Raw genomic sequence first — 12,421 nt, 5'->3', positions numbered from 1 at the left:
GCGGCGCGTCATCGATTACATGCGAAAGCGTGAGCCGAAGCGAAAAAAGTTTCAGTTTGTTCGTCAGAGGGTATTTACAACCCCAAAAACGCCCTATACAATCTCGTTTCTGTTCTGCAAGGGGGTATAGCTCAGCTGGGAGAGCGCTTGCATGGCATGCAAGAGGTCAGCGGTTCGATCCCGCTTACCTCCACCAAGGAACAGTTGAAGTAATGCGAAGCTTGTTCTCCGGAAGATTCGGAAATCGCAAAAAATACTTCACAAGTAGCACAAAGTTGTATAGAATTTCGGTCTTCGTTGATCAGCGGCAAGTAAGCCGGAAGATAAGCGAAGCAGTAGTAAAGACAGAATCACAAGTTTCTGTCCCCTTCGTCTAGAGGCCTAGGACATCACCCTTTCACGGTGAGTACAGGGGTTCGAATCCCCTAGGGGACGCCAAAACATCGGCGGCTGCTAGAAAGAGCGCTGCAAGATTCCCGGTGACACGGCGAATCGATGAAAGAAGTGGAGCGGTAGTTCAGTTGGTTAGAATACCGGCCTGTCACGCCGGGGGTCGCGGGTTCGAGTCCCGTCCGCTCCGCCAGCATTTGCAATGCGATATTTGCAGCAAGATTGCGAGCAGGAACACTCCGGCTACTGAGAGCCGGTTTTTTTTCGCCGCAGCGCGTTGCAGGTATGCGAAAAGTTGAAGTCCCCTTCGTCTAGAGGCCTAGGACATCACCCTTTCACGGTGAGTACAGGGGTTCGAATCCCCTAGGGGACGCCAGAACATCGGCGTCGCAGATTCGAAAAGCGTCGCAGGATTCGCCGGTGACACGGCGAATCGATGAAAGAAAGTGGAGCGGTAGTTCAGTTGGTTAGAATACCGGCCTGTCACGCCGGGGGTCGCGGGTTCGAGTCCCGTCCGCTCCGCCAACACGTTGTTCGAAAAAATCCAGCCTTCGCGCTGGATTTTTTTTCGCCTTCTCCGGGCGCTCACTCCTTTCGTACGCCTTCGGCCCGCATCGATCGCAATTTTGGCCATTGCCAGCATGCGCGCACTGTCATAGTGTTTAGGCACTTGATCTCGTGCCCAGCACCCGTGCGATGCTCGACCCGACCGAAGACCTCTCGCTCTATCAACTGCGCCAGGCAGCCATGGCGGACTTCGCATTCGCCGAAGCGCTCACGCACGACAACATGGTCGGTTACTACCGGCGTCACAACCTCGTCTGGCGCGGCGATCTGTTTCTGTCCAGCTGGCGCGAATCCGAAAACTTCATTCTTCAGGCCGACGGCGTACCGATTGGCGTGATGCGCGTCACCGAGGAAGACAATTCACTGCATATTCGCGACGTGCAGATCGCACAAGGCTATCGCGGACGCGGTGCGGGCACCTTCCTGCTCAACACCGCGCACCGCTGGGCGCGCGCGCGCGGACTTGCCGAGTGCCAGTTGCGCGTGTTCGTCGACAATCCCGCGGCACGGCTTTACATACGTCTGGGCTATCGGGCTGCGGGGCCGCGCCTCGCGCAACTCGGCGCGATTCGCCACATGGTGCGGCGCGTCTGAGCGAGGCGGGGTTTCACGTTACGTCGGTATCGCGCTCATCGGGATCGTCGCGGCCATCGCGCGCGAAAAACGCGCGGGGGCTTTCACCGAACGCGCGCCGGAACATCGCGGAAAAGGCGCTCTGGCTCTGGTAGCCCAGTTCGCGCGCAACTTGCGCAAGAGGACGCCCCTGGCTTAGCAGCGGAATCGCGCGCGCGAGCACGGCCTGCTGGCGCCACTGCGAAAAGCTGACGCCCAGCTCGCGCCTGAAAAGCCGTGCGATGGTGCGCGAGCTCGCACCCGCCTCCGAGGACCAGCGCTCCAGATCCGAATGCGACGGATCGGCGAGCACTGCGTTGCACAGCGCGCGCAGGCGCTTCTCGTTGGGCATCGGCACGGAGAGCGGCAGGGGCTGCGAGCGGATGATCTCGTCGAGCGCGAGCGCGCCAAGCAGACGCTCGCGTTGCCGGGAGATGGACGCATCGTCGAGCGCGGCGATGACCTCGCGCAGCAACGGCGACACCTCCACGACACGGCACGCGCCGAGACCGGCCGGCACAACGCTGGCATCGACATAGAGCGTGCGCAAATAAGCGTCCTCGACGATCACCACTTCGTGGGTGACGTTGGGCGGCACCCAGATCGCGCGCGAGGGCGGCACCATCCAGGTCGAATCGGCGGTCGCGACGCGCAGCACGCCGCGCGACGTGTAGGCGACCTGCGCCCACGGATGGGTGTGCAGGGCGATGCGCACACCATAAGGCACCGGCCGTGAGCGCACCCGAATGGGGTGTTCGAGCGTCGGCGAATGTTCGAGCGGAATGTCGAGATGCTCGACTTCCTCATGCGGCGATCTCGATTCGACAATCGTGGCCATGTTTCTCGGGCAAATGAGATGCGGCGGCGACGCGAGTCTGCGTTCAGCCGCCAAGCGCCGATGGTAGCCCAAAGCGCGAACGGCCGGATCGTCGCGGATTGAGGTGCGGTAAGGCGAGTCAGGATGCCGCCGCGAATTTTGCCCGGCGCATAATGACGTTGATCCCAACGTCAAAGGTCTTTCTTCGATGCAATACGTTTTTGTCTACGGCACGCTGCGTGCCGGCGAGGTCAACGACATCGGCTGCGCGGCCGAGCGCCACGGCATCGCGGCGCCTGAATGGCTCGGGGCGGCGCACGTGCAGGGCCGCCTGTTCGATTTCGGAACCTATCCGGGCCTCGTGATCGACGATGCGGGCGCGCCGGTTCGCGGCGACGTCTATCGAATCGAGGATGCGCTCGTGCCGGTGCTCGATGAAATCGAGAACGTCTATCCGGGTGTGGAGGGATTGTTCCGCTCGCATCGACTGCATGTCGAGGTCAATGTCGAAGGGCGGAAAGATCGTATGGACTGTCTGATCTATCCGGTGGCGGCTGCTGCCGTGGAGGGTCTGCCGCGCATCGAGAGCGGCGATTGGGTCGCGCATCGAACGACACGCGTTTAAAGCGCCGCCGTGATCCCGACGCAGGCAAAAACCCACGCCAAAAACGTACACGCCGCCTTCGACCCTCTGACGGGGTCGAAGGCGGCGTGAATGGCCCCGTGCCTGCAGCAAGAGAGCCTGAACCGGAGGCGGGCTTACTCGCCCGATCCGGACATCGGCTTGCTGTGCGATTTCTTGTGATGACCTGATTTGTGCGAAGAAGCCTGCGAATGCATGTTTTGCATGTTGTCTTGCTGCGATTGCAGGTTTTGCGCGCGAGACTCGATGTCAGCGATCTTTGCAGGATCGGTGCTCATCGTCACGCCCTGATCGCTCTGGGCATACGCACCCGATGCGACCGCGCTGAGGGACAACAGAACAGCCAGGGACACTTTCTTCATTGTTACCTCCTAATAGCAGTTGAACCCGGGAATCGTCTGTCCGATCCGGTGGCACGACCTTAAGGCCGGAGCAAAAAACGCTCCCGCCGCCTCGAAAGCCGCCGGTCGCAACCTGCCTGCATCCGGCGGTCAGACAATCCGAATCATAAGCGCAGATTCGGGCAATGGTGTGTCGCGCGTCAATCTGGCTGGCCGCGCGTGAGTTGCAAGTTCGTGTCGACCGGCGGAATTGCTTGCCAGTGCTTAGCATTTCGCGGATAGCGCAGGACACTCTCCGGCAGCCGACGTCGCCATGCTCAGTAGAGATGTAGCCAGCGATAGACCCTGAAGCGCGCCAGCCCGACGAGTTCATGCGCCGCGAGTTCGCTGTTCGTGAAGCTGCGGTAACGCGGGAGCAGCGTGGCGCGGCTATGCCGCACATCGGAGACATAGGGCACTGGCTCGTACCCGAAGGCTTCGAACGCACTCAGCGCGCGTCGCATGTGATACGCGGATGTGACCACGATCAAACGATTGTCATGTGAATGGCCCAGAATGTCGGCCACGTTGCGCGCGTTCTGATAGGTGTTGAGGCTGCGGTTCTCTCGCACCAGATCCTTTGCATCGATACCCTGCGCGAGTGCGTAAGGCGCGTAGACGTCGGCCTCGGCCTGGCCGTTATGTTGCGGATCGCCGCCGCTCAGGATCACCTTGCACGAGTCGACCGTCTTGCGGCATTCGCGATAAAGCGTCGCCGCGGCCGCGATGCGCGGGATCGCATCGGATTTGGGCGCGATACTGCCGGATGTGCTGCGCGCGGTCCCTGCGCCCATCAGGACGATGGTCGTGTTCGGCGCAAAGTCAGGCACGTCAGTGTGACGATAACCATGCTGAACCAGATCGAGCAGCGGCGTGGTGAACCAGCCGGCGCCGACCGCCCACGAGAGCAGCAGCGCGGTGATCGCGATTTGCGCGCGCCGGCGCCGCCAAAGCGCAAATAATGCAAAAAAAAGCAGCAATAAAGTGAATAGAACCAATTTGATTGGGGTAACGTATTGGTTTTAGGGCAATCGTTCCGTCATCGCGTGCATCGGAACGCATCGGCGGGTGTCGCAGTAAAGCGCGTGATCAGCGCGCTCTCAACGGGGGCTTGTAATAAAAAGCAGCACCTAACGCAAGCGGCGGCCAAACATTGGGCTGCGAGTCATATGTCTCGCTCGAAGCCGAGATTCGGCGCGCCGCGTTCAGTCGGCGTCGCGGACCGTCTTGCGACCGTCACGCGCGTCGTCATGGCTGCACAGGAAGAAAGAACGAGATGACCACGTATTCTAACGAAGCCGTACTCGAAGCACTCCGCCGAGCGCAGTATCGTCAGGTTCCCTGGGCGAAACGCCCGAATGTTTTCGCTCTTCTACGCGCTCTCGGGCTGCTCGAACTGACCCGTCAGCGCACCGTGGCGCCCGCGCCCGGATTCCATGCACCGGTCGATATCGCCGTGGTCACCGAACGCGGCAAGCACGAATTCACGCGACTCTCACGCGACGAGCGTTCCAGCGACTGGGACCTGCGCCGCGCGGAACCTTATACCTTCGGCGGTCAGGAAGCGGTTCTGGAAGCGAGGCTGTAGACAGCCGGCTGCCCCCCGGACTTCGTCAACCAACTGGAAGCATGCCGGTCGGCGACGCAGGTCGAGGCGGGCCTGTTATCTGAAAAGAGCGGCACGACGGGCGCAAGCTCCGTGCGCGCCAGAGACATCTCTGATTCAAAAAAAAGCCCGTATCGCAAAGGACACGGGCAGACCGGATCTCGCTGTTGCCACGCTGTGTTCATGGCATAGGGTGTGACTGATACCTGCCAGAGTGGTTCCGCGCGATTTCGCGTATCGATCGTCCAGCCGAATTCAATGATGTTGCGAGCGCGCGTCGCGCTCAGCATCGGGACGTGCGCGCACGTTGCTCGCAATATCGCCACGCAGGTCGCCGCGCGGCGCGGGCGGCGTCGCATCGCGATTCCTTCCGTTCTGCGTCGCAGCCAGCGAGGCCTTCGTGCTCACGTGGAAATCGGAGGCGGGCGGCGGCGGCGGCGCCTGACTCATGGCCGCGGTGCTCGTCAGCGCGACGAACGCGCCATGCACAAGCAGAGTCGATGCCTTCATGTGAAATCCCTCCAAGCCTTCGTGGGGCTTGCTCGATCATTCACCACGCTAGGCCTTGCGCCGAAGCGGCGCTGTAAGGAATGGTAAAGAGTTGTTTCGTCGTGAGCGCGTGAGGCGGCCGCAGCGCGCAATTCAGGCAATGCGATCACGCTCTGTGGAGTGCGACAGATGAAATCGGCGCCGGACGTCAGGCGTCCGTCAGAGGCGAAGAAGCAGGGGAAGAGAGAGGGTTCGCGCAGGACGCAGCCCTGCGCGAGAGGTGAAATTTGAAGCGAAGCGGGCGAGCGCCGGCTCGGGTCGTGCAGTCGGGTCGCCTCAGGCCATCTTGGCCGGGGCGCGCCACGATTCCGGGTTGGTCCAGAACGCGCCGCGCAGGCGGTCGCGGCTCGGCGGCGCCGGCGGTTTCGCGGCGCTGGAGCCGATGCGTCCGCGCAACGACACTTCGCGTCCATTGCCGGACAGGCGCTTGACGATCTCCGCCAGCGTGCCGTCGGCCTGCCATTCGTCGAACCGCCGACGGCAAGTCGGCGGCGACGGATAGCGCCCGGGCAGCTTCGACCAGCCTTCGCCGGTGGAGAGCACCCACAGAACCGCGTTGACCACGGCGCGCGCCTCGACGCGCGGACGGCCGCGCCGTTCGCTACGCGCCGGCTCGGAACAGAACAACGCCTCGACCAACGCCCACTCGTTATCTCTCAAATCGTCGAACAGCACCATATCTCACCTCAGCGAAGCTAACCCCGGTGCGCTGCCCCGCGCCGCGCACTCTGGACGGAATCCGATTAACGAATACCTGGGAAGGCCGGAGCGGATGGCGACGGACGCTTTCAATGTATCCGCGTATGGCTCCGACCTCTGTGCGCAATGAAATGCGAGAACCGTGCCATGCATGTCGCGAAATCCGGGAAACCCGCATGGCAGTAGGCTGACGCGATGTCAGCATGGCCCGTATCAGACCCGAAATGGACTGATTAAGAAATCGGGACAATCACCAATCAAGTGCAATAGGCCCATCCGGCGTGCGTTTCGCGAAATTGCTGCACCGCAGCGAAACGTACGTTCGCGTATGAAATTACGCACCGGTCGATATAATTTCGCATGAAACAGAAACATTGATGAGCCTGACGAATGAGCGCGCCAATGAACGTGACGTTGCGGCAACTGCGCGTCTTTATCGAAGTATCGAGACTGCGCAGCTTCAGCCGCGCGGGCGAGGAAATTGGTCTCACGCAATCGGCGGTCAGCCGCTGCGTGCGTGAGCTGGAAGGCGAGATCGGCCTCAAGCTGATCGACCGCACGACGCGCGAAGTGCAACTGACCGACGTGGGCGTAGACCTCGTCGGCACGGTGTCGCGGCTTCTGGCCGATCTCGACGAAGCGCTGCGCGAGGCACGCGATCTCGGTCAGCAGCGTCGCGGACGCGTGATCGTCGCGGCGAGCCCGACTGTCGCCTGCCGGCTGATGCCGCGCGTCATCGCCTCGAGCCTGCGGCAGTATCCGTTGATCAAGCTGAGCCTGCGCGACGACGTCCAGTCCGATGTCCTGCGCAAGGTGAAATCCGGCGAAGTCGATTTCGGCGTGGTGATCGGCCCGTTTTCCTCCGACGAACTGCACGGTGAGCCTGTGATGACGGATTCGTTCTGCCTCGTCGCGAGGCGCGATCACCGGCTCGCGCGCGAGGCCGCCGTGCCGTGGGCGGCGCTCGCCGGCGAGCGACTCGTCATGCTTGATTACGCGTCCGGCAGCCGGCCCATCATCGACACGGTCATGCAGGAGCACGGCGTCGAGGCGCAGGTCGTGCAGGAACTCGGCCACTCGGCGACCGTGTTCGGTCTCGTCGAGGCGGGCGTCGGCGTGAGCGTGCTGCCGTGGCTCGCGCTGCCGCTGCCGGCGGACTCGTCGCTCGTCGCGCTCCCGCTCACGCCGCGCGCCGAACGCACCGTGGAGCTCGTGCGCCGGCGTGACCGCTCGCTGTCGCCGGCGGCGGAATCTGTCTGGTCGCTGATCGCGTCGCTGCCGCGACGTGCGGAAGACCTCGGTTGAAGCCGGTCCGGCATCTCGAAAACGCGGCGCGCGCGTTAGACTTCATTTTTAAGACAAGACGACGGGGCGGGCGATGAGTGAATCGGAAGGAGCGGTGGTCAGCGAACTGAGTCAACTGGCGGGTGAGCACGATCCCGGCGCTCCCAATGCGCGCGACGCCGTGCGGGCGTTGCGCGCGTCGCAGATCCGCGAAGTGGCGAACGCGGGCTTCGGCGTCGCCGACGTGCTGCCATTCTGGTTCGGCGAGTCGGATCGCGTGACGCCCGAATTCATCCGCGACGCCGCGAGCCGCGCGCTTGCTGATGGCGCCACCTTCTACACGCACAATCTGGGCATCGCGCCATTGCGCGAGTCGCTTAGCCGTTACGTCAGCGCGCTGCACGGGGCGACTTTGCCCGGGCATATCGCGGTGACGAGTGCGGGCGTGAATGCGCTGATGCTGGCGGCACAACTCGTCGTTGGCGCGGGTGACAGGGTCGTCGCGGTGACGCCGCTGTGGCCGAATCTCGTCGAGATTCCGAAGATTCTGGGCGCGAGCGTCGAAACGGTATCGCTCGAATACGGCGCGCGCGGCTGGGCGCTCGATCTTGATCGCCTGCTCGCGGCGCTCACGCCGGGCACGCGCATGCTGATGATCAACTCGCCGAACAATCCGACCGGCTGGACCATGACGCGCGACGAGCAACGCATCGTGCTTGCGCATTGCCGCCGTCACGGCATCTGGATCGTCGCGGACGAGGTGTACGAGCGCCTGTATTACGGCGACGGCGCGCCCGGCGGGACGGCGCCTTCGTTTCTCGATCTCGCCACGCGCGACGAACGCGTGATCGCGGTCAATTCGTTCTCGAAGGCATGGCTCATGACCGGCTGGCGGCTCGGCTGGCTGGTCGCGCCGACGCAGTTGATGGACGATCTTGGCAAGCTGGTCGAATACAACACGTCGTGCGCGCCTTCGTTCGTACAGCAGGCGGGCGTCGCGGCGGTGGACGAGGGCGAGCGCTTCGCGCAGGCGCTCGTCGGCGATCTGCGGGCGGGCCGCGACCATCTCGTGAGCGCGTTGCAGCGCATCGAAGGCGTGGACGTGCGCGCGCCGAACGGCGCGATGTATCTGTTCTTCTCGCTGCCGGGCGCGCAACACAGTCTGGAGCTCTGCAAGTCGCTGGTGCGGGAGGTCGGCCTGGGGCTCGCGCCGGGCAGCGCGTTCGGTCCGGAAGGTGAAGGTTTCGTGCGCTGGTGCTACGCGTGCGATCCGGCGCGGCTCGACGCGGGCGTCGAGCGTTTGAGGCGTTTCCTTGCCATGCGCGCCGCGTTCTGAGAGGCGAGCGTCGACACTAATCGGCGCCGGCCCGGCGCCGAGTCAGCTTCGAGTGAGTCTTGACGCGCGATAATCGATCACCTTTACGCCCCGGTTCTTTTTGCGTAATATGGCGCTCAGTCACGCGCTTTCGCCTACGAAAGCGCCACCTCGTCCGGCTGGGATGGCCCGGCGCTCGCTCACCGAGCACCCGATATCGCCTCTCCCCGGTGCGTGCTCCCATCAATATGACCGATTACAATCGGGCGAGCGCGTCTTGAACTCAGCGTCCAGCTTTATCGTTCGCACCGCTTCGGTCGCGTTCGGTCCTGCGCAAGCCCGCTTTGAATTGAATCATTGACCATACAGGGTTGATCCAAGCTGCATGAATACCCAAGAGGCGAAGATCGTCCTCGAGACTGCCTTGATTTGCGCGCAGGAACCGCTGAGGCTGAATGATTTGCGCAAGCTGTTCGCCGACGACATTTCGGCGGATACCGTTCGCACCTTGCTCGAAGCGCTCAAGGCCGACTGGTCCGGACGAGGCGTGGAACTGGTGGCGCTCGCTTCGGGCTGGCGCTTTCAGAGCAAGCCGGCGATGCGGACCTATCTCGACCGGCTGCATCCCGAGAAGCCGCCGAAGTACTCGCGGGCCGTGCTCGAAACGCTCGCGATCATTGCGTATCGGCAGCCGGTGACGCGAGGCGATATCGAGGAAATCCGCGGCGTGACGGTGAACACGCAGGTGGTGAAGCAGTTGGAGGATCGTGGCTGGATCGAAGTGATCGGCCATCGCGACGTGCCGGGCCGCCCGGCGCTGTACGCGACGACCAAGCAGTTCCTCGACGATCTCGGTCTGACCGCGCTCGACGAACTGCCGGCGCTGGACAATCCGTCGGCGCAACTGGAAGCGTCGCTGCTCGCGCAGCATTCGATCGAATTCCCCGAGAGTGTCGCGGGCGAGGCGCAGACGGCGAAGGGCGCGGCGCAGGACTCGGCCGGCGACGGGGAACACAATGGGGCCGCGCTGGTCAACGCCGATGAGGTGACCGAAGCGGAAGCGGCGGTAGAAGCGGCAGTGAAGGGCCCCACGGCATCCGGCGGTGAAGAGAGCGCCACCGACGCCCCGGCCGCGCAAGAAGAGACAGAAGACCAGCACGCAGGACCCGGAACGGAATCTGCGGAATTGCAGACCGAGCGCTTTGCGTCGGCTGCCGGGGTCCACGAGCAACAATTGAATACCGCGCGCGACGCGCGTGAGGCGCACGACACGCCCACGCCGACGCGCGACGCTGAAGAAGACGCGAGTCCATCGAACCACGCCGGACTCGACGACGAATCCGAAGAACCGAAGGCGCGCCGCGCCTGAACGCAAATTGCATGGCCCCTGACCTGGCAACCCGGCTCTCCATAAAGATCATTTCGAGACGACCAGCCGGACCAGTCAGCGGATTTTTAGACGCGCCCGCGACGGGCGCGCGATTCGACATTTGAGGTTGTTTTGACACACTCCCACGACAGCGATTCGCCTGAATCCGCGCGCCCTGTGCACGCCGCGGACGCACCTGAGTCGGCCGACGCCGGCGAACGCACGCGCATCGAAGGCGCCGAGGACAGCGGCGGCGAGGGCGACGATCGTCCGCGTCGCGGACTGCGCCGCGGGCCGCGCAGCCTGATCGCACGGCGTCGCGCTGTCGCGAAGACAAAGGGCGCCGAGGCCGCGCCCGGTGCGCCTGGCGCCGTGAACGAGACGCCGCCCGATGGCGTCGTCGCCGCGCAGGTGCGCACGCCGCGCAAGGACCCGGCCGCGAAGGGTGCGCGCAAGGCAGAAGGCGCGAGCCCGCGAGGACGCAAGAACGCGCGTGCCGAGGCTCCGGACGCCGCCGCTGCCGTCGATGCGCCGGCAGGCGATGCGGTTCAGCAGGCCGCTGCACCCGCGCCGCGCGAAGGCGGTCGGCGCAAGAGCGCGCAACAGCAGCAGCCGAAGCGCGGCAAGCGCAATAACGACGCGGGTCCGGCGACCGTCGAGAGCGCGGCAGCGGCCGCCGTCGACGACGTGTTCGCCTACGTCACTTCGCCCGCCTTCGACGCCGACAACACCGCCACCGGCGTGCGCGCCCCGATGTTGCGCCGCGGCCGCACCGTGCCGCAACAGAAGCGCGTGCTGGAGCCGGACGACGACGCGCCCAAGCTGCACAAGGTGCTCGCCGATGCGGGCATGGGCTCGCGCCGCGACATGGAAGAGCTGATCATCGCCGGCCGCGTGTCGGTGAACGGCGAACCGGCGCACATCGGCCAGCGCATTCTGCCGACCGATCAGGTCCGCATCAACGGCAAGCCGATCAAGCGCAAGCTCGCGAGCAAGCCGCCGCGCATCCTGCTGTATCACAAGCCGACGGGCGAGATCGTCAGTCACGCGGACCCGGAAGGCCGTCCGTCCGTGTTCGACAAACTGCCTTCGATGAAAACCGCCAAGTGGCTTGCGGTCGGCCGTCTGGACTTCAATACCGAAGGCCTGCTGCTGCTCACGACGTCCGGCGATCTCGCCAACCGCTTCATGCATCCGCGCTACAGCGTCGAGCGTGAATATGCGGTGCGCGTGGTCGGCCAGTTGTCGGAGGCGATGAAGCAGAAGCTGCTCAAGGGCGTCGAGCTGGACGATGGTCCGGCGAATTTCCTGCGTATCCAGGACGGCGGCGGCGAGGGCACGAATCACTGGTATCACGTCGCGCTAGCCGAAGGCCGCAATCGCGAGGTGCGCCGCATGTTCGAGGCCGCGGGCCTGATGGTCAGCCGCCTGATCCGCACGCGCCATGGTCCGATCGCACTGCCGCGCGGTCTGAAGCGCGGCCGCTGGGAAGAGCTCGAGGACAATCAGGTGCGCAGCCTGCTGGCATCCGTCGGCCTGAAGCTGCCGACGGCCGAGAAGGGCGCACGCAGTTCCGCGCCCCGCGTGCAGCCGGATCCGATGCAGACGTCGATGGGCTTCATCACGCGCGAGCCGGTGCTGAGTTCGCACTCGCGCATGACCCAGCAGACGCCGGGACGCGGCGGCGGTGGCCGGCGCGGCCAGACCGGTGGCATGCCCGGAAACTTCGGTCTCGGCGGGATGGGCGGTTTCGGCGGCAATCCGGGCAACGGCGGCGGCAACGCGGGCGGCCAGGGACGGCGCGGCGGCCGCGAGCCGAACGGCAACCGCATCGGCCAGGAGCCGAACGGCAATCGCGCTACCGGCGCGCGTCCGGGCGGGCGCGGTCCGCGCCCGCAAGGTGCGCCGCAGGGTATGGGCGGCGCTGGCAAGCGCGCCGCGGGTGGTAACGCTCCGCGCGGCGGAAATCGCCAGGGCGGCGCGCAGCAGGGTGCGGGTCAGGGCAAGGGCGGCGCGGCGCGGGGCGCTCGCAACCGTACGCGCAGCCGCTGAGCACGAGCGATTCGGTGAGAAGCTGGCCGAGGGATGGATTCACCCCTCGGCGACGCGATAACAATCCTCGTCGCTCGGCACCGCCACGCGTATCCTCGCAAAAATGAGTTCAACGTGGCTCAAAGAGCGCCGTAAGTT

12 protein-coding genes and 5 tRNA genes are annotated in these 12,421 nt (G+C 64.4%); 12 read left to right on the top strand and 5 right to left on the bottom strand.

Translation table 11 applies throughout. From position 1 onward, the window contains the following. Window positions 1-120 precede the first annotated feature (120 nt). The 6 genes from AWB79_RS23415 to AWB79_RS23390 all read left to right on the top strand — a co-directional run bounded on the left by AWB79_RS23415 (window position 121) and on the right by AWB79_RS23390 (window position 1,551). Window positions 121-196, top strand: a tRNA-Ala gene (locus tag AWB79_RS23415). Window positions 197-362: 166 nt separating this feature from the next. Beyond that, window positions 363-438, top strand: a tRNA-Glu gene (locus AWB79_RS23410). Window positions 439-506: 68 nt separating this feature from the next. Further along, a tRNA-Asp gene (locus AWB79_RS23405) sits at window positions 507-583 on the top strand. A 107-nt stretch (window positions 584-690) separates the two neighbouring features. Then, window positions 691-766: transfer RNA gene (locus AWB79_RS23400), tRNA-Glu, on the top strand. Window positions 767-838: 72 nt separating this feature from the next. Next, window positions 839-915 (top strand) — tRNA-Asp (locus AWB79_RS23395). Between the two features lie 153 nt (window positions 916-1,068). After that, window positions 1,069-1,551 carry a GNAT family N-acetyltransferase gene (locus AWB79_RS23390; RefSeq protein ID WP_232470980.1) on the top strand — a complete coding sequence of 161 codons (483 nt, stop codon included), beginning with the start codon at window positions 1,069-1,071 and terminating at the stop codon, window positions 1,549-1,551. Window positions 1,552-1,564: 13 nt separating this feature from the next. On the opposite strand, the gene AWB79_RS23385 is transcribed toward AWB79_RS23390, so the two are convergent. Then, on the bottom strand, window positions 1,565-2,407 hold the full coding sequence (locus AWB79_RS23385) for an AraC family transcriptional regulator (protein WP_061169805.1): 843 nt from the start codon (window positions 2,405-2,407) through the stop codon (window positions 1,565-1,567). A 187-nt stretch (window positions 2,408-2,594) separates the two neighbouring features. Here AWB79_RS23385 and AWB79_RS23380 point away from each other — a divergent pair, with 187 nt between their 5' ends. Next, window positions 2,595-3,011 (top strand): gamma-glutamylcyclotransferase family protein, encoded by a 417-nt coding sequence (locus tag AWB79_RS23380; protein ID WP_061169804.1) that lies wholly within the window; start codon window positions 2,595-2,597, stop codon window positions 3,009-3,011. 134 nt (window positions 3,012-3,145) lie between these two features. On the opposite strand, the gene AWB79_RS23375 is transcribed toward AWB79_RS23380, so the two are convergent. Both AWB79_RS23375 and AWB79_RS23370 read right to left on the bottom strand, forming a co-directional pair. Beyond that, window positions 3,146-3,391 carry a hypothetical protein gene (locus AWB79_RS23375; RefSeq protein ID WP_061169803.1) on the bottom strand — a complete coding sequence of 82 codons (246 nt, stop codon included), beginning with the start codon at window positions 3,389-3,391 and terminating at the stop codon, window positions 3,146-3,148. Window positions 3,392-3,687: 296 nt separating this feature from the next. Then, complete coding sequence (locus AWB79_RS23370; protein ID WP_061169802.1) at window positions 3,688-4,389, bottom strand: YdcF family protein; 702 nt, start codon at window positions 4,387-4,389, stop codon at window positions 3,688-3,690. 296 nt (window positions 4,390-4,685) lie between these two features. Here AWB79_RS23370 and AWB79_RS23365 point away from each other — a divergent pair, with 296 nt between their 5' ends. Beyond that, window positions 4,686-4,997, top strand: coding sequence for a hypothetical protein (locus AWB79_RS23365; RefSeq protein WP_061169801.1), 312 nt, complete (start codon window positions 4,686-4,688; stop codon window positions 4,995-4,997). Between the two features lie 273 nt (window positions 4,998-5,270). Here AWB79_RS23365 and AWB79_RS23360 read toward each other — a convergent pair whose 3' ends face one another. Next, window positions 5,271-5,525, bottom strand: a complete 255-nt coding sequence (locus tag AWB79_RS23360; RefSeq protein ID WP_061169800.1) for a hypothetical protein — start codon at window positions 5,523-5,525, stop codon at window positions 5,271-5,273. Between the two features lie 315 nt (window positions 5,526-5,840). Continuing rightward, window positions 5,841-6,242, bottom strand: coding sequence for a transposase (locus AWB79_RS23355; protein WP_061138582.1), 402 nt, complete (start codon window positions 6,240-6,242; stop codon window positions 5,841-5,843). A 423-nt stretch (window positions 6,243-6,665) separates the two neighbouring features. Between AWB79_RS23355 and AWB79_RS23350 the strand changes: the two genes are divergently transcribed. From AWB79_RS23350 to rluB, 4 genes are all read left to right on the top strand, one after another. Next, a complete protein-coding gene (locus AWB79_RS23350) occupies window positions 6,666-7,568 on the top strand; it encodes a LysR family transcriptional regulator (protein WP_061169846.1) in 903 nt (300 codons plus the stop codon). A gap of 73 nt (window positions 7,569-7,641) precedes the next feature. Next, window positions 7,642-8,883 carry a pyridoxal phosphate-dependent aminotransferase gene (locus AWB79_RS23345; RefSeq protein WP_061169799.1) on the top strand — a complete coding sequence of 414 codons (1,242 nt, stop codon included), beginning with the start codon at window positions 7,642-7,644 and terminating at the stop codon, window positions 8,881-8,883. A 364-nt stretch (window positions 8,884-9,247) separates the two neighbouring features. Beyond that, window positions 9,248-10,231, top strand: coding sequence for an SMC-Scp complex subunit ScpB (gene scpB, locus AWB79_RS23340; protein WP_061169798.1), 984 nt, complete (start codon window positions 9,248-9,250; stop codon window positions 10,229-10,231). 132 nt (window positions 10,232-10,363) lie between these two features. Further along, the gene (gene rluB / locus AWB79_RS23335; RefSeq protein WP_061169797.1) at window positions 10,364-12,283 is read left to right on the top strand and encodes a 23S rRNA pseudouridine(2605) synthase RluB; all 1,920 of its coding nucleotides are present in this window, start codon (window positions 10,364-10,366) and stop codon (window positions 12,281-12,283) included. The last annotated feature ends 138 nt before the right edge of the window (window positions 12,284-12,421 follow it).

Source organism: Caballeronia hypogeia, from assembly GCF_001544875.2.
GTDB lineage: Bacteria > Pseudomonadota > Gammaproteobacteria > Burkholderiales > Burkholderiaceae > Caballeronia > Caballeronia hypogeia.
Note: the sequence above shows the minus strand (reverse complement) of the source record. Positions and strands in the feature narration are given on the sequence as shown.